This window comes from Candidatus Eremiobacterota bacterium (assembly GCA_031082125.1).
Taxonomy (GTDB): domain Bacteria; phylum Vulcanimicrobiota; class CADAWZ01; order CADAWZ01; family Ess09-12; genus Ess09-12.
The window spans coordinates 104,431-126,356 of sequence record JAVHLM010000024.1 but is presented as its reverse complement, the minus strand read 5'-3'; the positions used below and the strand labels follow the sequence as shown (position 1 = coordinate 126,356).

At 54.2% G+C, this 21,926-nt stretch carries 22 protein-coding genes; 7 read left to right on the top strand and 15 right to left on the bottom strand.

Annotated elements, in window-relative coordinates; genetic code table 11:
- Positions 1-416: 416 nt before the first annotated feature.
- From RDV48_22925 to RDV48_22915, 3 genes are all read left to right on the top strand, one after another.
- Complete coding sequence (locus tag RDV48_22925; GenBank protein ID MDQ7825672.1) at positions 417-743, top strand: hypothetical protein; 327 nt, start codon at positions 417-419, stop codon at positions 741-743.
- Complete coding sequence (locus tag RDV48_22920) at positions 740-976, top strand: hypothetical protein (GenBank protein MDQ7825671.1); 237 nt, start codon at positions 740-742, stop codon at positions 974-976. Before RDV48_22925 ends, RDV48_22920 begins: the two co-directional genes overlap by 4 nt.
- Positions 977-1,228: 252 nt before the next feature.
- Positions 1,229-1,561 carry a hypothetical protein gene (locus tag RDV48_22915; protein ID MDQ7825670.1) on the top strand — a complete coding sequence of 111 codons (333 nt, stop codon included), beginning with the start codon at positions 1,229-1,231 and terminating at the stop codon, positions 1,559-1,561.
- 7 nt (positions 1,562-1,568) lie between these two features.
- Here the strand turns inward: RDV48_22915 and RDV48_22910 are convergent, their stop codons facing one another.
- From RDV48_22910 to RDV48_22900, 3 genes are read right to left on the bottom strand one after another with little or no spacing between them, the layout of a single operon-like run.
- Positions 1,569-1,997 (bottom strand): hypothetical protein, encoded by a 429-nt coding sequence (locus RDV48_22910; GenBank protein MDQ7825669.1) that lies wholly within the window; start codon positions 1,995-1,997, stop codon positions 1,569-1,571.
- 43 nt (positions 1,998-2,040) lie between these two features.
- Positions 2,041-2,691, bottom strand: a complete 651-nt coding sequence (locus RDV48_22905) for a haloacid dehalogenase (GenBank protein MDQ7825668.1) — start codon at positions 2,689-2,691, stop codon at positions 2,041-2,043.
- A 27-nt stretch (positions 2,692-2,718) separates the two neighbouring features.
- The gene (locus RDV48_22900) at positions 2,719-3,738 is read right to left on the bottom strand and encodes a hypothetical protein (GenBank protein MDQ7825667.1); all 1,020 of its coding nucleotides are present in this window, start codon (positions 3,736-3,738) and stop codon (positions 2,719-2,721) included.
- 314 nt (positions 3,739-4,052) lie between these two features.
- Between RDV48_22900 and RDV48_22895 the strand changes: the two genes are divergently transcribed.
- Together RDV48_22895 and RDV48_22890 are read left to right on the top strand one after the other, a co-directional pair.
- Positions 4,053-5,123, top strand: a complete 1,071-nt coding sequence (locus RDV48_22895; GenBank protein ID MDQ7825666.1) for a hypothetical protein — start codon at positions 4,053-4,055, stop codon at positions 5,121-5,123.
- Between the two features lie 196 nt (positions 5,124-5,319).
- Positions 5,320-7,002, top strand: coding sequence for a hypothetical protein (locus RDV48_22890; protein MDQ7825665.1), 1,683 nt, complete (start codon positions 5,320-5,322; stop codon positions 7,000-7,002).
- Between the two features lie 2 nt (positions 7,003-7,004).
- Here the strand turns inward: RDV48_22890 and RDV48_22885 are convergent, their stop codons facing one another.
- On the bottom strand, positions 7,005-7,589 hold the full coding sequence (locus RDV48_22885; protein MDQ7825664.1) for a PsbP-related protein: 585 nt from the start codon (positions 7,587-7,589) through the stop codon (positions 7,005-7,007).
- Positions 7,590-7,797: 208 nt separating this feature from the next.
- On the opposite strand from RDV48_22885, the gene RDV48_22880 reads away from it, so the two are divergent.
- On the top strand, positions 7,798-8,865 hold the full coding sequence (locus RDV48_22880; GenBank protein MDQ7825663.1) for a lytic transglycosylase domain-containing protein: 1,068 nt from the start codon (positions 7,798-7,800) through the stop codon (positions 8,863-8,865).
- Between the two features lie 16 nt (positions 8,866-8,881).
- Here RDV48_22880 and RDV48_22875 read toward each other — a convergent pair whose 3' ends face one another.
- From RDV48_22875 to RDV48_22860, 4 genes are all read right to left on the bottom strand, one after another.
- Positions 8,882-9,193: a hypothetical protein gene (locus RDV48_22875; GenBank protein ID MDQ7825662.1), complete on the bottom strand. Its 312-nt coding sequence runs from the start codon at positions 9,191-9,193 to the stop codon at positions 8,882-8,884.
- 127 nt (positions 9,194-9,320) lie between these two features.
- A complete protein-coding gene (locus RDV48_22870; protein ID MDQ7825661.1) occupies positions 9,321-10,106 on the bottom strand; it encodes an enoyl-CoA hydratase-related protein in 786 nt (261 codons plus the stop codon).
- Positions 10,107-10,225: 119 nt separating this feature from the next.
- The gene (locus RDV48_22865) at positions 10,226-11,545 is read right to left on the bottom strand and encodes a radical SAM protein (GenBank protein MDQ7825660.1); all 1,320 of its coding nucleotides are present in this window, start codon (positions 11,543-11,545) and stop codon (positions 10,226-10,228) included.
- A gap of 169 nt (positions 11,546-11,714) precedes the next feature.
- Entirely contained in the window at positions 11,715-11,999 is a 285-nt protein-coding gene (locus RDV48_22860) for a hypothetical protein (GenBank protein MDQ7825659.1), read from the bottom strand.
- 276 nt (positions 12,000-12,275) lie between these two features.
- On the opposite strand from RDV48_22860, the gene murI reads away from it, so the two are divergent.
- A complete protein-coding gene (murI, locus tag RDV48_22855; GenBank protein MDQ7825658.1) occupies positions 12,276-13,076 on the top strand; it encodes a glutamate racemase in 801 nt (266 codons plus the stop codon).
- Between the two features lie 69 nt (positions 13,077-13,145).
- On the opposite strand, the gene RDV48_22850 is transcribed toward murI, so the two are convergent.
- The 7 genes from RDV48_22850 to RDV48_22820 form a co-directional block, all read right to left on the bottom strand.
- Positions 13,146-14,762 (bottom strand): SPFH domain-containing protein, encoded by a 1,617-nt coding sequence (locus RDV48_22850; protein MDQ7825657.1) that lies wholly within the window; start codon positions 14,760-14,762, stop codon positions 13,146-13,148.
- 164 nt (positions 14,763-14,926) lie between these two features.
- Positions 14,927-15,670, bottom strand: a complete 744-nt coding sequence (locus RDV48_22845; protein ID MDQ7825656.1) for a hypothetical protein — start codon at positions 15,668-15,670, stop codon at positions 14,927-14,929.
- A 43-nt stretch (positions 15,671-15,713) separates the two neighbouring features.
- The gene (locus tag RDV48_22840; protein MDQ7825655.1) at positions 15,714-16,433 is read right to left on the bottom strand and encodes a hypothetical protein; all 720 of its coding nucleotides are present in this window, start codon (positions 16,431-16,433) and stop codon (positions 15,714-15,716) included.
- 60 nt (positions 16,434-16,493) lie between these two features.
- Positions 16,494-18,059: a sigma-70 family RNA polymerase sigma factor gene (locus RDV48_22835; GenBank protein ID MDQ7825654.1), complete on the bottom strand. Its 1,566-nt coding sequence runs from the start codon at positions 18,057-18,059 to the stop codon at positions 16,494-16,496.
- An 8-nt stretch (positions 18,060-18,067) separates the two neighbouring features.
- Entirely contained in the window at positions 18,068-19,837 is a 1,770-nt protein-coding gene (dnaG, locus tag RDV48_22830; GenBank protein ID MDQ7825653.1) for a DNA primase, read from the bottom strand.
- A complete protein-coding gene (locus tag RDV48_22825; GenBank protein ID MDQ7825652.1) occupies positions 19,830-20,915 on the bottom strand; it encodes a deoxyguanosinetriphosphate triphosphohydrolase in 1,086 nt (361 codons plus the stop codon). Before RDV48_22825 ends, dnaG begins: the two co-directional genes overlap by 8 nt.
- 21 nt (positions 20,916-20,936) lie before the next feature.
- Complete coding sequence (locus tag RDV48_22820) at positions 20,937-21,860, bottom strand: hypothetical protein (protein MDQ7825651.1); 924 nt, start codon at positions 21,858-21,860, stop codon at positions 20,937-20,939.
- Between the last annotated feature and the right edge of the window lie 66 nt (positions 21,861-21,926).

The window sequence follows — 21,926 nt, the reverse complement described above, 5'->3', positions numbered from 1 at the left end:
ATTTTTACAATAATCCAAGCTTCTTTAACATCAGGGACATCCTGAGGCAACAGCAAACCTCTATACTTATGGTACGGCAGGCGGGAGTACATCGGATCATGTTTTCCCCGGTAGTTTCGTCACACCGATCACCCCTGGGGCCTCTCCAGAGATTTCCTTTCATAACTAATCTTTGCCGCGGAGGTGGATGCCCGGGGAGAGTGCCATCCTGTGGACAGGAGAAGATTTGTGACAATTCGCTGTCCACAGGATTTGGATAAGCCTCGTGGTCCATCACCCTTCCCGGGGCTTATCCACACTCTCCCCAGGCCCATCGACTTGTCTGTAAAGATATTGTTCAGGAAAAATGAAGCGGCCTGCCACTCTTTTTCATCTCTATAGGTGCAAAACCATTAAGCCAAAGGAGTAGCAGACCTATGTTAATAGATGCACAAGTACTCAAAAAGGATTTTGATTTTCTCGATACCATTGAATTCAGAGAACCCTTCGTGCTCCGCTACCAGCCTCCTCCTATTGAGATCTCTTTTGAGCCGGGAATGGGTTATGAGCAGATAAGTGAACAATTCCGGCAGAACACTTTTGAATCTTCCCGTGACGGCCTTTCTTCAATGTTAAGCCAGTGTGATGATATGATTCGAAAAGGGCGCCCAAAGCCAGCGCGAAAAAAGAAATCCGCCTGGGATTATGGTATGAGGGGAAGCGTCCCCGGCGGGGGACTGAGGGAAATGGTGAGTATGAAGTGACCCGGAAAACTTACTTCGGCGGACTGATGGACGCCGATAATTTCTGGGAGACCGCGGCGATGATTGGAGTTGAGCGGTATGGTCTTGGCCCGTTGACCCGGGTATTTGGTGGCGGTGATGGCGCGAACTGGATCTGTCCCTCCTTTGAAGACTTCATGAATGCTATGCTGTGCCGCTTTCACTGGAAGCGCGATATATTCCGGCTCTTTCCGGAAAAAGAAGGACAGGAGTGATTGAAGGGCATATTTACCAGGTTCTTTATCTGCGTTTTGAATCCTGGGTGCGGCCGCACTTCCCGGCAAAACTCTCCGGCTATCTCATAGGCTGGTGATTTGTGAGGGGGAGAAAGTGCATGGGAAAATGTGATCCGATGCATGCCCTAAGAAGGAAATGCCATGCTCACATGAGAAATTAGGCTTGTTTCCCTGCGGGAAGAAGAGCAGCAGAGAGGCAGGGAGCACATCTTTCTGCACAAGGTGGGTGTCATGCGGAATTTCGCAAGGTTTCTCGCTTACGGAGGCATCATCGCCATCATCATCGCCATCATCAAGGCTTTCCTCAAAGCCATCAAGATGATGAAGACCATGATACTGTGGACCATTGTCATCATGGCCCTCTTTTTCATTGGAAGCCACGTGTACGAGTGGATCAAGAAGAAGCTCTACGAGGAAGAGAAGAAGCCGCCGCTCACGGGCACGGCGCCCCCCGCACCGGGGATTCCACCCAACCCGGGGACACCTGCGGCACCGGGAGCCCCTCCCCCTGAGCCACCTCCCTCGGGATCGGCTCCTGACGGGGCACCCCGTCAAGGGGAATAGCCCCCCCCTATTTTACCTGTCCCGGAGGCACTTTGGCGCCCTTCGTGCCGGTGTTCTTTTTCAGCTGACCGGGAGGCACCGGTGCGCCGCTCCAGCCCGCTTTCCTGCCCTTGGCCCAGCCCGGGGGATACTTGAAATAGCCCGACTGGACCTGGAAAAAGACCTGGGGAATATTCACCGTTACGCTCCATGGAGCCTTTTCATCGGCCTTTCTGTACCACTTCCCCTGGTTCAGGCAGTAATATCCGTCAGTGTACCGGAAGATGTCATAGGACTGGCCGGGGGCATACTGCACTCCCTGGGCGCCATCCACAGGCGACCATTGAGAGGGGATCTCCCCCGGGAGGGGGGACGGTACCTTCTCCTTGGCCAGGCAGGGCAGGGCAAGGATACTTATAAGGCATATCAGCGCGGAGATTCTAAAAAGAGCCGCCATGGTGATTCCTCCTTCATGGGTGGGTGGAGAGCTGCCCCCCTCATCATGCCATACCACCGGAGGCAAGCTTTTCTTCCAGGTGCATGAGACTTTTCTTCAGCCGCTTCTGCCCCAGGTTATGGGTGAGATCGCCCCTTGTCTTCTCTATGGTGGAGCGCGCGATATCGGTGGTCCTCCTGAGGCCCCTCGTTATCGCATCAGGATAGTCCATTGAGGTGAGGACATAGTAAATCTCATCCATGGACTCCATGATGTCCTCTCCTGTCGCCTCGTCCTCTGCCCTTATCCTGTCAAGGAGGTAGCGCCTGAGCTCACCTACGGCCTCGCCCATGCCATTGAGATAGGAGGCGTATTCCACGCCCAGCTCGTCGGGATCCGATATGGGCTCGCGGAGGATGAGAGCAAGGGTGATCGAGGCCTCGGCGTACTCCTTCTGGGCATCCTGTACAAAGCCCGTATAGTAAAGCTCCGGATAGTGCTTGAGGGTTTCCGCATTGCCCGTGAAAAGGCTGCGGGCCTCCCCGAGCAATTCACGGGCCCTCTCAAACTCGCCTCGATGGGTCGCCCTGATCGAGAGCGACGAAGCCCTGATGATATCTCTCTGGACTTTCAGGATCCTGTCTCTTGCCTCGTTGAGACCGTCAAACCGCTTTGAGATCTTTTTCGCCACGCCTTCAAGATTCTTGCATGCCATGGTAGTCACTCCTCCAATAAAATTTTACTATCCGGGCTCTTGGGGAGCATCGCTGCTCTGTAGCTCCTGCGGAGCGTTGCCGCCCTGCAGCTCTTTGCAGGGTGGCGGCAGAGCCTTCAACTTTCTCTCGAGCTTCTCGAAATCTATGGTTTTCTTCCCGCTGAGCGCATACTCTATCGTCACGTCGGCAAGCCTGTTCACGACCCAGGAGAAATACTCCGCGGAGATCCGCTCAGGCTCAGTGTCAGGGATCGGGTTCATGAAATCCACTGCATAGGGGGTTCCGTTCTTGATGGCAAACTCCACGCTGTTCATGTCGTAACCCAGGGCCCTGTTGATTGTGATGCAATCGTCCACGATGCGCTGCCCCAGCTCGGCAGTGAGGTGCTCATGATCCACTATATACTGGCGCCCGCCGAAAGGCTGCGAGGGATCATACCTGATGGGGAGCACGTGGCTCCTGCCGATCACAATGCACCGTATGTAATGTTCATATTGAATATATTCCTGGAGCACCATGACCATTTCGCCAGTTTCCTCGTATTTTTCAAAGAACTCTCCCGGCGTGTTCACCCGGTAGACATTGCGCCACCCGTAACCGTCATAGGGCTTGAGTATCGCGGGGAAGCCCACGTATTCCGTGATGCCTGCCCAGTCCATCTCGCCGGCGAGATTGTGAAGATCGCCCTCATCGGTGTCAACAGGATAGGTCCTTGAGGGAAGGCACACGGTGCGCGGAACGGCCACGCCGAGCCTTGATGCAAGGCTGTAATTGTAAAACTTGTCATCGGCAAGAAGCCAGAAAGGATTGTTTATCACGTAGGTCCCTGAAAGGGCGGCATTCTTGAGATAGGGCTTGTAATAGGATACAATATGAGAGACCCTGTCAACGATGACCGAGTAAGGATTCTTCTCCCCGATCCTTGACTCGGAGACCTTGCAGTGCTCAGCCCTCACCCCGTCGATTCTTCTCCTGTTTATCTCGTCAATGACGGCGCCGGGAAGGCTCTCGCGGAAAGAGAGGAAACCTATTACTTTCTCATCCATGGCTCGACTCGTGCCTCCGGCAGGTCTGCTTCATGCCCTGTGCGCTCTTTTTCTCTATGCACCGGGAAACTTCATCAGCGCATTTCCCATGATACCTATGATATATTGAACCCGTCGTCATAAAATCCTGCAAGCCTCTGTTTTCCTTATAATGAAGGGCTTTTCAGCCCTGCCTCCCCACAAACGGCATGGCCTGTTTATTGCCAATATGTTAACATTGTTAAATCTTTGTTAACATTGTAAAACACCTCTTGACTTCTTCTGAAAAATGAGAGATAATATACTCAGAAAAACTAAACAGCGAGGTGACCATAATGAGCGACTTCATGCAGAGCATAGCCGGTGGAATGATGGGTTCGATTCCAATGGGAATCATGTTTGGGCCGATTGGCGGAATGTTCGGTTTCGCATCGGGAATGTTCGGAGCCTCATCAGGCATTCAGGGAAATCCCATGCAGGGCTTCCTGGGAGGCGCGGCAATGGGCGGCCTGTGCGGGATGACCATGGGCAACCCTCTGGGCGGCGCCATCATGGGAGGAGCCACGGCAGGCCTTCTCGCTCTTATATTCAATAACTGCAACAACCAGCAGTCATCCCAGCAGAGCCAGATGTGCCCCTACTACCCGCAGCCTCCTTATTACGGCGGTGGTGGATATAATCAGTATGGCGGCAATTCCACAAGCCTGATGGGCTTCCCGGGTTACAACAGCTATGGTTCCTACGGCAACTATGGCAGCTACGCGAACGCTTACGCAGGCCAGGGCGGTTCTTACGCCAATGCAGGATATTACCCGCCTTACCAGCAGCCCCAGCCTCCCATGAACTACGGCGGCCAGCTCAGCCAGGATGGCGCAGGGAAGCCGATCACCTACAAAACAAGCGGCGGCTGGAATGTGGAGATTAACGGTGGCAAGCTCACCATAACTGATCCCTCAGGGAAGCACAAGGTGGAGCATTCAGGTGATCCCCACGAGTACGTTGACGGGAAGCACATCAAGGACTGGGACGAGAAGACCAGGTCACTCATCCTTGCCGACGGCACCAAGATCACCATGAATGCCACAGGTCCCCAGGGAGTCATTGAGAATTACAGCATCTATGACGGCGCCGAGTCGATCAAGATTGACGCCAACGGCAACAAGATCCAGAACGTGAGCTACAATCCTTACCAGCGTTACTGGAACGATGCCAACCAGACAGACGGCGAGACCGCCTATGTCGGCTACGGCAGGAACGGGAACTTCATTTACAAGGACATCTACAAGCAGGATGAGAACCTTAACGTGACGCCGATGTACAGGGATCTGGCCCGCGTTGATAACCACTGGTGGAACAACAAGCACGTCCATGATCTCTACGACGATCCGAGGCTTGGCGGAACCTAGAGAAATTGCAATAACAAAGAGTTCGCATCGGAGGAGAAGCACAGGGAGAGGCAGAAATGCCTCTCCTTCATTTTTCACCTCAGCCGCTGCCCGCCATGATCCCCGGGGAGCCACAAATTTACCATGAAATTAGAGGAATTCCGCTGCAGAGAATCAAAATATATAAAAAACACTAAAAGCACAACGGAGGAGCGCCATGCTACAGGGAGAAAATGCACCTGCCACAAGCGAAACAGGACACATGCTACTTGATATCTGCCTTGATGTCCTTGAAGGAAGAGCCGACAAGGAAAAGCTCGCAGAAGCCATAGAGAAAACCCGGGGTTCTCTGGGAGAGATGCAGGCCGATTTCCAGAAAACCTCCCAGGAGCAGCCTCCTCAGATACAGCAGGAATGCCAGAGAGAGACCGAACAGGCCATGGAGTGCTTCGCCGCCTATTACGAAGCCCTTGACGTGCTGGAACAATTTTTCCGCACCGGCGACAAGTTTGACATTGTAAGGGGCGCCGAAAAGGTGAGAGGAGCCTCAGGCAGCATGAATGATGCTTTCCTGGCTTACCGCAACAGGGCCCTCGTTGCCATGGGACCGACATCGATTCCTATCCTGAACCTTGTCCTCTCCACCTTCAACAGCCTCAACGAGGCATCTCAAGAGGAGCTCCCCGCGTGGACCGAAAAGCTCCAGACCATCATCGAGCGCGAATATATCGTCGTTCACAGGGCAATGGCAGAGCTCAACAGGCAGAACCTCATTCCCGAGGAGGAACTCCTGAAGAAAGCCTACGAAGCCCACCAGCAAGCCTGCGCCGACATAAGGTCCGGCATCAAGAATCAGGACAATGACGTGGTGAAGGCCGGCATTGACAATTATACCCATGCCGCTGAGCGCATAATGGAGCTTATCCCTGCCGTAAATCTGAAGCGGATGACCCAGATGCCCACTACGTCACCTCAGGCGAACCTTGTGATCAACCTGAGCATGACCCTTGGAGCCACTGCAGAGTCCGAGGAGATGTTCCTTGAGGCCCTGAAGACCCTTGAAGATAACTTCCTGAACACCAAGATGCAGTTTGAGGCAGTGAGAAGAAACCCCGTCGATTCCGTGCTTGTGAAGGAAGAGATGGAGAACGCCGTGAAGGCCCTCACCACCTATGAAGGGGCTATTGCAGACTATTACCGGTTCCTGGAGGTGAGAGACACGCTCCTCCTCGCCCAGGCCGCCTCAAAGCTCACAGAGGGAGTAAAGCAGCTCCAGGCCACGAGCGAAATTTTCCAGTCAATTTCCGAGCGCGAAGGAAAAACGCCCTGCATCAGGTGCTCCCACTATAATCCTTCCGACAGGAAAACCTGCGAAAAATGCGGTGCCGTGCTCCCCGCCTCGGCGGAAATGCTGCAGCCCGCGAGGACCTTCGAGCTTGACGAGCAAGACGAGCATGTAGAAGGCAGGGCTCCCACCGAAGAAATCACGATGACGGAGAATATTTACAAGGTCTTCGACGCGGTGAACAAGGTTTCTGAGGGACACATCGCCATAGAGGAATTCACCGAGATTGTCAACGAGCTTGAGCTGCTTGTCGTCGAGGGCAGAAAGGCATACGGCCCCCTCCCGCAGGTAAACCTTGACTCCCTCAAGGGCGAGCAGAGGGAACAGGCGATACAGATCAAGGAAATGCTCGAGGAGGCAAAGGAAGTGTTCAGAGAGGGCACCGACGATATCCTCACAGGCATCTCCTTTTTCAGGCAGTACATCCAGCAGGGCGACAAGAACAACCTCATCGCCGGAGTACAGATCATCTGGCAGGGTGTGGGCAAACTCCAGAAAGTCCAGAAAGCCACGGAGCTTCTGAAGAAAGCCCAGGAAGAGGCACAGAAGAAATAGGCTCAGTCCAGGACTACCGACTCGATAAAGCCGTCAAAGACGGACTCGAACTCGAGGTACTTGTCCTCCCTGCAGCCGCCGGTAAAAACGATAAGATATCCATTGTGATATACATAGGTCTGGTGGATGATGATGGAGTTGTCGCCCTGATCAACGCCATAGACAATCTGGTAGGCAGGCACGGAACCCATTTTTATATTGTTCTCCTCCGCAGCCTTGAGACCCGGCTCAATTTCATCCTTGAGAGTTCTCTGGTACTTGGGATCATGAAGATCGGCGCTTGACACGCCCTTCACCTTCTCACTCTGGCTGTTAAATGAGGGGACCGGTGAAAAGGGTGCCTCACCGTACTCGAGGTATATATCACCGGCAAATTCAGGATTGGGAGCCACCCAGTCGGGAGGAATGGAGAACCGGTAGCCTACGGTCTTGTTCTCGTAAGAGTCATTTTTCGGCGAAGGAGAGGCCGTAGGGGACGGCGAGGGCTTCCCGCGGCGCCCCGGCTGGAATTTGCCACCGCACCCGCAGAGGAGCGCCATGACCGATATCAAAAAAAATGCCACCAGGATTCCCGGGAATTTTTTCATTATGGAACCTCCTTTTTCCCGCCTCGGGGAACACTCCGGAACCTGAAAGGGCCTCCGGCATGAAAGGACTATATTCTCGCTAAGTTGCTTTCTTCCTCTCTGGTCCGGGGCTCCTTCCTGGAGGACAATTCCGGGGAAGGGCGAAACCTCATACCCATCAGGCACAATTGAGGAGGGACGGCCGGAATATATGAAAGCATTACCAAGCATGGGGTTGGCACTCCTCATGATGCTCACGCTGGTCTGTTTCACAGGGGGACAGGCCATGGCGGGATCCTGGGAGCCCCAGTGGAAATTCCAGAAAAACCTTGTCAATGAAAAGCTCACCCTGAAAAAAGTGCGGGAGCTTGAGAGGCTCGCACCAGCCTCGAAGGAGCATCTCGAGGCTCTTAAAAAAGCATGCGCGGGGAGAGTATTCTGGACCGGGATCATCGAGGAGTTTGCTTACCAGGATGGCTATTCCTTTATGCTCCTGAGGATTGGCGATGATTATGTATGGGCCCTGGCCGATGACACGGCGAGAAACCTCGATTACAACAGGAAAGGCTACCGCGTCGGGATCAAGGGGACCATCGTACTCGACAAGCAGAACAGGCTTTACTACCTTGACGCCTGGTCTATCATCCTGCTCGAGGCAGGGCAGGAAAGCGGCTTCAGCGCATCGAGGGAGCTCTATGGCATTCCCGATGACTTTACCTTTTCCGCAGGAAAAGAAACTTACCAGGTAAGCTCTCCTTACACTCCCTATCTCTTTTACTGGATAAAGATGCATAATCCACATTATACCAAGGATCTCACCCTTCAGATAACAAAGAGCATCATCTATTACTGCAAGAAATGTGGCATTGATCCCAGGCTCATGACAGCCCTTTTCACGATCGAATCGGCCATGGATACCGATGCCGTCTCGTGGAGCGGCGCCATAGGCCTGGGTCAGCTCATGCCGGGAACCGCCGCAGGGCTGGGGGTCGATCCCGACGACGTGATGCAGAATATAGGGGGTGCCGTGAAATACCTGAGCTCCCTGCTTGCCATGTGGGAAGGCAAGCCCAACCAGACAGCCCTGGCACTGGCAAGCTACAACGCGGGGCCGGGCAATGTGTCAAAATACAGCGGCATTCCGCCTTTTTCGGAAACAAGGAATTATGTCTTTTTTATTACCTATCTTTATAAGGAGCTCTTGAGCCAGACCAGGGATATGCCGCAAAGCCTCACTACCATGGAAAAACTCACGGGGACCTCTGGAAGCGAAAGGAACGCCCCTCAAAGACCGTAGCCTCGCGGGCAGAGATTTATGAACAGCGCCTTTTTTCCTCCACAGATTCTCCGGGTTCGAGAAACCGTGCCATTTCCTCAAGGGGAACGAGGGGGTCCGGGTACGAGGGGCTGATACCGCTCCACTTGCAGTGCCGGTCATTTTGATAGCAGTCAATGATATTCTCGCAGTAGAGCGTTCCCGGCTCGCCCTTGACGTTGATGCTCTTGTAATCCTGATATTCAATGAGAATGCAGACTCTTTTTTTGATAAGGGCGCAGAAACGCTCCTGGGGCTCAAGAGCCTTGGCCTTCAGATGGTGTTCATAGTGCTTTTTTCTTATCATCATGAAATCTCATCAGTCCCGTGAGTCAATATATTACTTCCCTGTGCCGCTTATTCCTCTCTGTCTCACTTATAGGTGCACAAAACCGCAAAAAGATTCAAGCCAGGCCGATCCTGTCGGGAGCTCCTCCTTATTTATCGGCGAAGCGAGGCGATCTTTTTTCATGGAAGGCGCTTATGCCCTCCTTTTTGTCTTCCAGCTCAAAGGCTGAGCCAAAAAGCTCTCTTTCCACGGCACAGCCCACCCCGAGCGTAACCTCCATCCCCCTGTTCACCGCCTTTTTGATAAGGGCAGCAACGGGGCCGCTTTTCTCAGACACTTTCTGAGCAAGGACCCGGGCCTCGTCTCGCAGACTTTCATGGGGTACCACCACCATGACAAGCCCTATCTTCAGCGCTTCCTGCGCCGTGATAATCCTGCCCGTGAGCAGCAGCCCCATCGCGCGCTCCTTTCCCACAAGCCTTGGCAGGCGCTGCGTTCCTCCGTAGCCCGGGATGAGGCCCAGGGTGATTTCAGGCTGCCCGAACTGCGCTTTTTCCGAAGCAATCCTCATATCACAGGCCATGGCAAGCTCGCACCCTCCCCCGAGGGCATAGCCGTTCACCACGGCTATGACGGGTTTTTCCAGGCTTTCAATGAGCTCCATGAGGGCCTGCCCCTTCCTGGAGAAGGCGATGGCGCCCTGCCTGTCAAGGCTTTCGAGCTCCCTGATGTCGGCTCCCGCCACAAAGGCTTTGTCTCCCGAGCCGGTGATGAGGATCACTTTCACTTCCGGGGTATGAGAGAGCTCTTTGAGCGCCGCGGCAAGCTCGTCAAGAACCTGGCTCGAGAGGGCATTCCTTGCTTCGGGCCTGTTGATGGTGATCCAGGCCATCCGGTCCACTTCCTCAACGGCGATTGTCTGGAATGTTTTCATTGCTTACCTGCCTTTCAGGAAAAGGCCTCTCATCAACAAGATACCACCTGCATTGAAAGGTATTCCTAAATGGGAAAAAATGCCTTTATAAACTGAGCGAGGGATGTAAAAATAGTATATCACATGAAACCGAGTGAATCAACTTTCTTCACCGGCTCTGGCTCAGGGCGCTCATACTGCACAAAACAGAGGGGATCGACTCCGTCAGGGATTCCTTCATAGATGGCCCTGGCCCGGCAGCCGCCGCGGCAGGAGTTATAAAATTCACAGTTAAGGCAGTTCTCGTTTCCGGCAAGCTCCCTGAATTTCTGGTGGCCCGGGCCCTTCTGCCACAGCTCCCTGAGAGAGGCCTGGCGGATATTCCCGGAGAAATAGTCTCCCGAGACAAAAGAACAGGGCTTCACTTCGCCCCGGGCACTCACAAAGCAGTAAAGATTGGCGCCCACGCATCCAAATCCCCTGTAAATGCCTTTCTTGGGGGCTTTGTAAGGGAACTGGGGCATCACTATTTTTATTGACGAGGCCTCGGCAAGGCGCCTTATCGTTTTCATCGCCTGCGCCGCATCGGCAGGATCAAGCAGGAACTGCTTCAGGCCCTTGGCGCTTCCCACGGGCTTTACGAAATCGACGCTCCACGTGGTGCACCGCAGCTTCTGCACGGCCCTGAGAATGGTCAGCATCTCGCTCAGGTTGGGCTTCATAAGCACCGTATGAACCACGATGGGAATATCAAAAAGCTCTCTCAGGGTCTTTATCCCCCTGATGGCCCGCCGGTAAGTCCCTTTTCCCCTGAAATAGTCATATGATTTTTCCGTGGCGCCATCAAAGCTGATTCTCAGCTTCTTGAGGCCCAATTCGGCTATCTTTTTGGCCACCACCCGGCTCACAAAGAGACCGCTCGTAGAGATGGATACGCTGATGCCCATTTTCCGGGCATGGGCAACTATCTGTACAAGATCTTCCCTGAGAAAAGGCTCCCCTCCGCCTACGTTAAGCTCGAACGACCCGATTGCCGCCATTTCATCGATAAGCTTTTTAATCTCTTCAAGAGAAAGCTCATCCTGGAAAGCATCGCGGGTATCCTGAGAGCAGTGGCGGCATTTGAGCTGGCATTCATTGGTCACCTGAAGGTGAACTCTCAGAGGCGAAGAGAGGGCCTGCAGGCCGTCCTCGACGGGATTGCTGATGAAATCCCCCACGAAATGCCCCTGGCCGTCGATGAGCTCGATAGACTGGCAGAGCTGTACAAAGGTCTTGAAATTCTGCTCAGAGACATTCTTCGCCACAGTGGGAAATATCTCGTCAGTGGTTTTTCCCTCACTGCTCTGCTTGAAAATAACGGTGGCGTCCCTGTCGAAGGGAATATAATCGCATCTCTGTCTGTCATAAATCAGAGAGCCAAAATATTCCTCCCTTGCAACAAACCTCTTCAATGTCACGATCTACGAGCCTCTTCTGACCGCATATTCACTTTTCAATCTGCCCTTAAAAGTACATAAAAAGGAGGCTAATTTCTTCTATACCGACCTGCAAGCCTCCTCTTTTCTTCTCAATATTCACTTTTTGTTTTTTCCGACTCTTTTCCTCCGGGAAAACTCCCTTTGCCTCTTATATCCCCATCCAGAGCAGTTCCTTGGTATTGGGGCCGCTGAGAGCAAGATCACTGAAGTCATCGGCAACTGCCGGTCTTGCGTCTTCTACCTTTCCCACCTCGGCTTTCCCGTTGATGGCTGCCATGCGCTTAAGGGCATCGGCATTGTTGAAGGCCGGAGCTTCGTAATTGCTCTTCTCAAAGCCGTCTACGAAGACCGGTTCCTTTGAGTTTCCGCCTGCATCAGATAATCTCTGCTGGGGCGTGTATTGTATCGGTTTGGATCCGCTGATTGAATCCATTTTTTTCACCTCCGCTGCTCGTACAACTACTGCTGCATCTTTCTTTCATCCATATGATACCATCTATTCCCCCTTAGGTAAATAGCTCTGATGTTAACTTTCTGTTAACAGATTACAACCTGGTGTTACTCTTTTCCCACCGGCCAAGGGTTTTTCAGATGCCTTGGCTTCGGGGAGGAAAAACCATCGCCTCCAAGGTGACCATACCAGGTATTGCAGAAGGATTAATCAGAAGGAGGGAGAATATTTACCGATATTTTTTTCAGAGGAGCTGCAATGAAAGGGCCTATAGGCATTCTCGATTCCGGTGTGGGAGGACTCTCTGTCGCGTCAAGGATTCTCGCTCATCTTCCCTGCGAGGAGATCGTCTATTTCGGTGACTCAGCCAATGTTCCCTACGGCGAAAAGAAGCCGGAAACAATAAGAAAGCTCGTGTACCGCATCATAGATTTCTTTGTCTCTCAGAAGGCAAAGGCAGTGGTCATGGCCTGCAACTCCTCGAGCGCCCTTGTGCTTGAGCATGCAAGAAAGCGTTACGCCATGCCCATAGTGGGCGTAATTGAGCCTGCCATCCAGGAAGCCCTCCGGGTCTCCCGCAAAAAGTCCATAGGCCTTTTTGCCAATGCCGTCACCGTGGCAAGCGGCGCCCATCAGGAAACCCTCACCCGCATCTCCCGCAACGGGGTGAAAATTGTTCCCCAGGCATGCCCGCACCTGGTCCCCCTCGTGGAGGAGGGGCAGCTCTGGGGCGAAGAGACGGAGAGAGTGCTGAGGGAATACCTCTGCCCCATAGAGAAAAGCGGCACCGACACCCTCATACTGGGCTGCACCCACTACCCCTTCCTGGAGGAGACCATCAGGGCCCTTCTTTCGACTCCCCTCAACATCATCGATCCCGGGGAGCTCACGGCCCTCACCCTCAAGGAAATCCTTGGCCAGGCGGGGCTTCTCTCCGCGAATAAAGAAAAGGTCAGCCACCGTTTTTACGTGAGCGGCGATGCAGGAAAGTTCCGGCAGGTAGGCTCAAAGCTTCTCGGCCGGCCCCTCATGGAAGTTGCCCACCTTGATCTCCCCTGAAAAAGAAGTCCCTGTAAACAAAAAGGGCCCTGCTGCTGCAGGACCCTTTTTCGTTCAGCAAAAGAGTCTCTATCCCTGTGGTGAAGCCCCCGGCAGTTGCTTTGTGATTTCCTCGGCTATACCGCTTCCAAGGCCGGGTACTTTCTTGATCATATCACTTATCTTGATTCCGGTGAGGGCCTCCATGACAGGAGGAATCTCTGCAACGGCCCTGGTCATGTCGGAGGTAAACTTCGAAACGCTGCCTCCGCCGCCATCGCCGCTTATCATGATTATCTTCTCGGTCTTTGCGAGAGGCGCTGCTATGGAGCGGGCAATCTCGGGCATCTTTTCAATGAACTTCTCAAGGATTGCCGCCTCATTATATGATTTCCAGGCGAGGGCCTTCTTGGTCATGGCTTCAGCCTCGGAGAATCCTGTGGCCCTGATAACCTCGGCGCGGGCAAGACCCTGGGCTTTCTCCGCCTCTGCTTCGGCAAGACCCTGGGCCCTCACGACCTCTGCCGACGCGAAGCCTTTCTGCTTTGACGCCTCGGCTTCACCCATTGCGAGGGCCTTCAGTTCAAACTGCTTGGCGTTTGCAAGGGTCTCAATCTGGAAGCGCTGCGCCTCGGCGGGCTTTTTCACCGTGGCTTCAAGCTCCTTCTCACGGCGCTCTACTTCCTTCTCCTGGACCTCGATCTGCTTTTCCTTCTCCACGACGTTGATGCGGATTTCCTGCTCCTTTACCTGCTGCTGCGTGATGTTCTTCTGCAGATCGTAGGAAAGGTCGGCCTCGGCCTCTTTCTGCTTCGAATCCTTATTATACTCGGCCTGCTTGATCCTGTATTCCCTGTCCTTCTCGGCCACCTTCGTCTTTGCATCGATCCTGGCTATCTCAGATTGCTGCTGCGCCATCGCCTGGGCTACTTCGGCATCCTTCTTTGCATTCGCCTTGGCAATCTCCGAGTCACGGGCCGCACTGGCCTGGGCAATCTGCGACTCTTTCGAGGCGATGGCCTGGGCCACCTGCGCCTCTTTGGTGGCGTCGGCAGTTGCTTTCGCCGCGTCCCTGTTCCTCTCTGCCTCGGCAATTATAGCCCGGCTCTTTATCGCTGCCGTCTCCGGCTTGCCGAGGGCTGCAAGGTAGCCCTGGTTGTCCCTGATGTCCCTGATGGCAAAAGAGTCAATAACGAGGCCCATGTTGGAGAGGTCATCATGGGATACTTCGGCGACATTGCTTGCGAACTTGTCGCGCTCCTTGATGATCTCCTCGACCTGCATCTTGCCTATGATGGCCCTCGTGTGGCCTTCAAGGGTCTGCTTGATGATGTCGATGATCTCGGCCGGTGACTTGGTGAGGAAGCGCTCCACAGCCGTGCGCATCATGGCCTGATCATTCTTCACCTTCACCTGCGCCACGGCATCGACTATGATGGGCACCCCCATGTTGGTGTACACCTCCGGCGTCACCACGTCGATGGTCATGATCTCCAGGGAGAATCGGTCTGCTTTCTGAATGAAAGGCCAGACCACCTGGCCGCCGCCCGTGATGAGCTTGATGCCGCCGCCGCCAGAGACGACGAGCACCTCGTTGGGGCCGACCTTCTGATACAGTCTTGCCAGCTGGGCGAATATCGCGTAGACGACCAGGACAATGGCAAATACTGCAAAGATCAGCATTGGACTCACAGAACTTCCACCCATAGTGTTCCCTCCTTTATTTTTGCTTTATTTTCAACACCTGGCCGCCTGATGGAACTGCCGTGCAGGGCCACCCTGGCCAGATATTTTCTGAATATGCCATACCGATATGCGGCTCAGGTCGTAAACGCTCCTCCCGGGGAAAAGGGGGCTCTTTTCTCTGTAGTTTATTTCTTTTCCGGTCCCTCTTCTCCTGCGGGCTTTTCTTCCCCGGCGGGAAGAGGTTTTGTCCCGAGCCCGCTCTCATCCGCCAGCTTTACAATAGCCGCGGTGCCTACAAATTTCATGATCACGACAGTCTCACCCTTCTCTATGAGCTCTCTCGTCATTGACCTCGCCAGGGCTGTCTGGCGGCCGTGCTTTGGTGAGGTATAGGCAATCTCGCCGACGCCGGTGACAGGAATGGCAGTGATTACCGATGCCTCAATGCCAATAAGCTCTTTTGTCGTTGCCGTTGAAGAGGCCTGCGTGGAGATGAATATCTTGTAGATGGCAAAGGTCACTCCAATATTGAGTAACGCGGCGCCGAGGCCGGAGCCGAATATGCTGTGCAGGGGGTTCCACTGGAGGGCATGGAGCGAGATGAGGCCAAGGGAGCCGAAGCCGGTGAGAAAGGTCGTGATGGAAAGGGGGCTGAAAAAGCTGATATGGACCGCATGGTGGCCGCCGCCGTCAGCGCCCCCGCCGTCTGCTCCCCCTCCATCTGCTGTACCGGCATCGCCATGGTGGCCGTTTCCTCCCAGAAGATCGGAGAGAATCCCGTGATGGCCTCCCCCGCCGTCTCCGCTGTCACTCTGGCCGCCCCCCATGAGCAGAATTATCATTGAATATGCCACACCGGACATCATGCAGGCGAAAAAGATCATTGTGAGGGGAAGCCTGGATATAAAGCTGTCCAAGGCACCAATCATAGCTTTCTCACCTCTCAATTCACGCGTAGTGGGAAAGAGTTCCTCATTTCCCTGTAGTCTTCTCCACGGGCGGCTCCTTCTTCGGCGGCTCAATGGGCTTGAACTTGAAACCCTCCCTGGAGGTGCATTCAAAGACCGTGAACCCGTGCTCGGCGGGGTCCGGGCAGCCAATGACAAAATCATTTCCCTTGACCGTATAGAGGTATTCCTTGGAGCACTGGGGGCAGGCCGGGACCAGCCTCATATACTTGGGAACAAGCTCCTTGAGGTCCTGGGGAAGCTTCTTGTTCTGCTCGGCGAACTTCTTGATCGCAGCCGTGAGGACCTCTTCGTACCCCTTGCAGCACTGCGCCCGCGTTCTCCTGCTTTTGCCCTCCGCCACGACATTCATCCATCCCCATGGCACCGGCGAAAGGGAGAGCTTTTTCACCCCGTACTGGGAGGGATCAGGGCATGAAAGGCTGTAGCTCTTGTAGTTTTTTCCCGCCTCATAGACAAACTCCTTGCCCGTGGCAGGATCGCGGGGCATCTTTATTTTCTCCGTGTCCTTGAGCACGTCTTCATTGAAGATGCTTTCAAGATCGACGAGGTTCTTGGGATAGTCACCGGTGCCCATGAAGTAGAACTCAAGGTATGCCTGGATCTGCGAGAGGCGGGTTATGCACTGGGTCAGTTTCTCTTCCTTGTCCTGGGCCGGGAGGGGAGCAGTCATCGAGGCGAACAGTATGGCGCCAAGCACCAGAAAAGCAAGATATTTTTTCACGTGTCACTCCTTTTTCTCTACCTTGCAGCACCCTTAAAAGCCACCTCCACCCGGGGGCTTTTACTGGCCCATCCAGTAATCCTTCAGCCAGCGGCTCCTCGTCGGGTGGCGGAGCTTTCTGAGGGCTTTGGCCTCTATCTGGCGGATACGCTCCCTGGTGACGCCGAACTCCTGGCCCACCTCTTCAAGAGTCCGGGGCCTTCCGTCCTCAAGGCCGAAACGGAGCTGCAGCACTTTCTTTTCCCGCGAGGTGAGGTTCTGGAGCACATCCTCCATCTTTTCCCTTAAAAGCAGCGAAGAGGCTGCTTCGGCGGGAGCGACGGCATCAGAGTCCTCGATAAAGTCTCCCAGGTGGGAATCCTCCTCCTCGCCGATAGGCGTCTCAAGAGAGATGGGTTCCTGGGCGATCTTGATGATCTCCCTGACACGCTCAATGGAAAAGCGCTCCCGGCGCTTTATCTCTTCCTGTACAAGCTCGCTCTCGTAAGGGAGGTCCTTCTCCATCTGTTTTGAAACCTGGACTCTTACCTCCTCGGGATCGAGGGGGTACATTTCCTGGGTGATCTCTTCCACGGTGGGATCGCGGCCCAGCTCCTGGAGAAGATGGCGCGACACCTTTATGAGCCTGTTGATGGTCTCCACCATGTGCACAGGGATCCTGATGGTGCGTGCCTGATCGGCAAGGGCGCGGGTAATGGCCTGCCTTATCCACCATGTGGCATAGGTGCTGAATTTATAGCCCTTGCGGTAGTTGAACTTCTCGACTGCCCTAATGAGCCCGAGGTTTCCCTCCTGGATAAGGTCCAGAAAGAGCATGCCGCGGCTCACATATTTCTTGGCGATGCTCACCACGAGGCGGAGATTTGCCTCTATCAGCTCGCGCTTCGCCCTCCAGCCCGTCCTGATATGGCGCTCCATTTTATTGAGGTCCTCGACGGAGGGGGCACCTTTCGGCTTTTTGTTCCTGGCCTTGTATGCCTCCCTTGATTCCTCCCAGAGATCACTCACCTGCTTGTTCGCCTCAAGGAGAATGAGGCGCTCCTCCGAGGAAGTGGAAGTCTCCTTCAGGAACGCTATCCTCTCAATAAGGGTCTGGGCATCATTTCCCTCGGCGAGGAGATCTTCCAGCCGGGCTATATTCTCAGTCTCCTGGTGATCTCTCGTGAGAGTCTCCCTTTTTGCCGTGTCGGCGGTATCGACCTTCTTCTGGAGGTTCTCATAGGCAATATCCCATATTTCTTTTATCATCACGAGGCCGTGCTCGGCCTCTTCGCCTTCCTCTATCTGCTGGGCGAGCTCCGTCTCCTTTTCAGGGGTGAGGAGCTCGACCCTCCCTATCTCCTTGAGGTACATCCTGACAGGATCGTCAAGGGCAATCCCCTCGGTGAGAGTCTCCTCATCTTCATAGACTTCCATCTCGGGGATCTCGAGATCCTTGATGTCCTCAACGATCTCAATACCCTCGCTGATGAATTTCTCAAGCAACTCATCAATCTGCTCGGGGGCAAGATCTTCCTTCTGATAAAGGATATCGCTTATCTCCTCGTAGGTCAGAACTCCTTTTTTCTTCCCGACTTCAAGGAGCTTTCTCACTTCTGGTGTGAGATCACCGTTCTCCGTCATCATTCTCCTCCTTATTTGCGTCCCTTGAAATATTGATAGAGTCGCTGGTACTCGATAAACCGCTCATCAGTATGACTGATAGTATTCTTGGAAAGAGCCTGTTCTACCTCCTTTTCAAGCGCCTTGAACCGGGCTCTCAACTTTTCATCCCTTATTTTCTGGAGAAGTTCCCTTATAAGCTCCGTTAAGGCTTCCCCCGAAAGGGGAGGTGCCTCTCCCGTCATGATAAATTCAGTCACCTTGTGCATTATTCCTTCCTCGAGGAGGTACGGGACAAAATCATCAACTGAGAGAGAGTCCTTCTCCTTCATGGAGAAAAGGACCTCATAGATGCTCCTGAGGCTCTTGTCACCGACCTCCGAGAGGCTGAGGCCCTCTTTTGCCGTCGTAAGATGACGGGGATGGAGGAGAAGGAGGCGGAGGAGTTTTTCCTCGGCCGAAGCGCTGGCGATAAGGTGCTCGAGGGATCCCGCCTGGGGGTGAGTTGCCTTCCTGCCCTCGACATGGGTCTTTCTGAGAAATTCCTCATGAACACCCGTCTCCTCGGAGACTTTCTTGATATACTCATCCCTCTTGACAGGATCGATAATCCGGGAAAGGACGGGGAGAATTTCCTTTACATAATCGGCTTTCCCCGCCGGTGTCGAGAGGTCCAGATTCTCCCTGAGGGTTTTCATCTTGTACTCCACCAGGTCATGGGACCTGGAGAGCAGCTCCTGGAACTGCTCCCTGGTGTGGTGGCGGAAAAAGGAGTCGGGGTCCTCGCCCTGGGGGAGCACAAGGACTTGCGTGGCCATACCCGCCTCCTCAAAGACATCGATGCCCCGGGCCGTGGCGAGCTTCCCTGCATTGTCGGCATCATAGGCAAGCACGCAGCGGGTGCAGAATTTCCTGAGAAGCTTTGCCTGATCAGGAGTGAGGCTCGTGCCGAGCGAGGCCACCGAGTGATGAAAGCCCTGCTGGAAAAGCATTATCTGGTCCATGTACCCCTCGACTACAAGGGCCTGATCCTCTTTCTGGATGGCCTTCTTTGCATGATACAGGCCGAAAAGGTTTCTCCCCTTGGAAAAAAGGGGTGTTTCTGGAGAGTTCAGATATTTAGGGCCGCCCTCTTCGAGGCTCCTCCCCCCCATGGCGATGAAGCGCCCCTGCATATCGGTGATCGGAATGGTGACCCTGTTCCTGAAATAGTCAACGTATTCAGCCGTATCCATGCGCTTCATCACCATGCCCGACTTCACGATGTCTTCACGGGTGAAACCCCGCTTTTCAAGATAGTAGAGGGCGTTTATCTTTCCCCTCGGGGCGTAGCCAAGCCTGTAGAGCTTCACCGTCTCCTGGGAGATGCCCCTCTTTTTCAGGTACTCGAGCGCCTCGCCGGCATTATCAGGCTTGAGAAGCTGCCCATGATAAAAAAGGGCCGCCTCCTTCACGATTGCCATGAGACGCTCCCTGATTGAGAGCTCCTCGCTTTTCTTTGCATCCACGACAATCTGCACCCCGGCACGTTTTGCAAGCACCGCAAGGGCTTCGTTGAAGGTAAGGTTCTCTATTCTCATCAGAAAGGTAAAGACATTTCCCCCGGCGCCGCAGCCGAAGCAGTAAAAGAGCCCCTTTTCGGGATTGACGGAAAAGGAGGGGTCCTTGTCGCCATGAAAGGGGCATACGCCGGTAAAGCGCCGCCCTGAGGGGCGAAGCTTGAGGTACTCCGAGACGACGTCCTCTATCCGCGTCTTTGAGAGCACCTCTCCGACAACTTCACGGGAATATTGATCAGTCATTGAGTGCCCACACCTTGGGAATAAAAATTTCCTCGTATTTCTTGATGGCGAACCTGTCGGTCATTCCTGCAATATAGTCACAGACGCACCGTGCCCTGATGGTGAGGGTGCCCAGCTCGACCCCTTCCCCGGGAAGGTGAATCTCGCAGGGATTGTCCATGAAATGATGAAACATGTGGGTGATGAGCTTCTTTGCCTTCTCCTCCTCCACTTTCGCCGCTGATCCCACATAGACGTACTGGAACATGTAATCCTTAAGCCGCTCCACGACGCCGGCAATCCTGGGGCTCATGGCGATACGGCCTTTGCTGAGGCTTGTCTCTATGACATCCACTATCATGGTGCCGATGCGCTCCGAGATCTTGATACCGAGGGTCTCCACCGCTTCGCGGGGAAGGTCGTCAATGGTGATGATCCTCGCCCTTATGGCATCATCGACATCGTGGTTTATATAGGCCAGGCGATCGGCAATCCTCACGAGCTCGCCCTCGGCAGTGAGGGGCGCATCATCGCCCTCTTCCTCTCCCGTCAGCGTTTGCAGCATGCTCTTCCTTCCCTTGGTATGCTTCAGTATCCCGTCACGAACCTCATAGGTGAGGTTGAGGCCCGATCCCCCCTCAAGGGCATCGACGACTCGGAGGGACTGCTCGTTATGGCGGAACCTCGCTTCAGGGTCATACTGCCCGATGAGCTCATCAAGCACATACTCGCCTGCGTGGCCAAAAGGGGCATGACCGAGGTCATGGCCAAGGGCAATGGCCTCGGTAAGATCCTCGTTAAGCCTGAGAGCCCTCGCAATGGAGCGGCTGATCTGCGAGACCTCAAGGGTGTGGGTGAGGCGGGTCCTGAAGTGATCGCCCTCAGGCGAGAGAAAGACCTGGGTCTTGTGCTTGAGCCTCCGGAAGGCTTTTGAGTAGAGAATCCTGTCCCTGTCCCTCTGGTAGTCGGTTCTGATGTGGCACTTTGCCTCTGGCTTCAGCCTTCCTCTCGTGTTCACCGCGAGCGCGGCAAGCGGTGAGAGTATTTCGCGCTCGCGCCCTTCCTGGCGTTCCCTTATGGTACTCTTTTGAGCCTCCATGTGATATCACCTGCCTCGAAATTATGACCCCCAGTAGGGGTGGTAATTATCAAATTTATCTCTGGTGAGCTGCGTCGGCAGACTTCTGCCACCGCCTGGTCCCGCCGGCATCCTGAATATCTGTCTCGTGCCCGTATGCCTGGAGGTAAAGATAATACTCCCGCCGGAAGGAGACCAGCGCGGCTCAAAATTGTCGGGGCCAGGCCAGGCTCCTGTCACCATGCGCTTTCCTTTTTCACCGCGCTCCTTGCCATATATCTGGAAAACATCACTCTCGTTCGAGGCAAAGAGGAGGATTTTCCCCGAGGACTCGAAGGAAGGCCATGTATCCAGAGCCTTGGTTTCCGTAAGGGGAAGGCTTGTCTTGCCCTCCATATCAGTTTCAACAACAATGCCATTTTTCCCGTTTTCCCTCACCGCAAGAAGAGTCTTGCCGCCTGGAACCCATGCCGGGTGGGTGTACTGGAACTTCTTCAGAGGCTCTCTGCCTTTCGGAACCGGCATGCTGAGAGCCCGCTGCCCGGTGCCATCGCTCTTCATGGTATAAATCCGGAAAAGACCATCCCTGTTTGACTGGAAGGCAATCATGGTGCCATCGGGCGACCAGCATGGAAAGCAGTTATCGCCGGAGTTCCTGGTGAGCTGCACCGCCGAGGAGCCATCGGTGTGCATGACAAAGAGATCCCAGGTGGCTCCTCGTTTTGAGGAATAGGCCACCATCTTCATGTCAGGAGAGCACCATGGCGCCTCGTTTGAAAAAGAGTCATTGGTGACCCTTTTCTGGCGTGAGCCATCAGCTCTCATAGAAAAAAGCTGCGCTATCCCCGTCCTTGTTGATACAAAGAAGATGGTGCCCTTCTCCTGCTTCTTGGCACAGCCGCAAAAGCTCAGGAAAAGGGCCGCCGCCAGGCACACCAATGCTCCGAAAGCTTTCAGTGTTTTCAATCCCTTGAATCCTTCCACCAGGACTGGGCACCCATGCCCGGGAGCCGAAAAATGAGCCGGACAGGA

Coding starts and splice junctions, on each gene's coding strand:
- RDV48_22880 (MDQ7825663.1), top strand. CDS start 7,798: ATGGGGTTGGCACTCCTCATGATGCTCACGCTGGTCTGTTTCACAGGG.
- RDV48_22850 (MDQ7825657.1), bottom strand. CDS start 14,762: ATGGGTGGAAGTTCTGTGAGTCCAATGCTGATCTTTGCAGTATTTGCC.
- RDV48_22925 (MDQ7825672.1), top strand. CDS start 417: ATGTTAATAGATGCACAAGTACTCAAAAAGGATTTTGATTTTCTCGAT.
- RDV48_22895 (MDQ7825666.1), top strand. CDS start 4,053: ATGAGCGACTTCATGCAGAGCATAGCCGGTGGAATGATGGGTTCGATT.
- RDV48_22875 (MDQ7825662.1), bottom strand. CDS start 9,193: ATGATGATAAGAAAAAAGCACTATGAACACCATCTGAAGGCCAAGGCT.
- RDV48_22870 (MDQ7825661.1), bottom strand. CDS start 10,106: ATGAAAACATTCCAGACAATCGCCGTTGAGGAAGTGGACCGGATGGCC.
- RDV48_22900 (MDQ7825667.1), bottom strand. CDS start 3,738: ATGGATGAGAAAGTAATAGGTTTCCTCTCTTTCCGCGAGAGCCTTCCC.
- RDV48_22825 (MDQ7825652.1), bottom strand. CDS start 20,915: ATGGAGGCTCAAAAGAGTACCATAAGGGAACGCCAGGAAGGGCGCGAG.
- dnaG (MDQ7825653.1), bottom strand. CDS start 19,837: ATGACTGATCAATATTCCCGTGAAGTTGTCGGAGAGGTGCTCTCAAAG.
- RDV48_22860 (MDQ7825659.1), bottom strand. CDS start 11,999: ATGGATTCAATCAGCGGATCCAAACCGATACAATACACGCCCCAGCAG.
- RDV48_22835 (MDQ7825654.1), bottom strand. CDS start 18,059: ATGATGACGGAGAACGGTGATCTCACACCAGAAGTGAGAAAGCTCCTT.
- RDV48_22885 (MDQ7825664.1), bottom strand. CDS start 7,589: ATGAAAAAATTCCCGGGAATCCTGGTGGCATTTTTTTTGATATCGGTC.
- RDV48_22890 (MDQ7825665.1), top strand. CDS start 5,320: ATGCTACAGGGAGAAAATGCACCTGCCACAAGCGAAACAGGACACATG.
- RDV48_22915 (MDQ7825670.1), top strand. CDS start 1,229: ATGCGGAATTTCGCAAGGTTTCTCGCTTACGGAGGCATCATCGCCATC.
- RDV48_22905 (MDQ7825668.1), bottom strand. CDS start 2,691: ATGGCATGCAAGAATCTTGAAGGCGTGGCGAAAAAGATCTCAAAGCGG.
- RDV48_22910 (MDQ7825669.1), bottom strand. CDS start 1,997: ATGGCGGCTCTTTTTAGAATCTCCGCGCTGATATGCCTTATAAGTATC.
- murI (MDQ7825658.1), top strand. CDS start 12,276: ATGAAAGGGCCTATAGGCATTCTCGATTCCGGTGTGGGAGGACTCTCT.
- RDV48_22845 (MDQ7825656.1), bottom strand. CDS start 15,670: ATGATTGGTGCCTTGGACAGCTTTATATCCAGGCTTCCCCTCACAATG.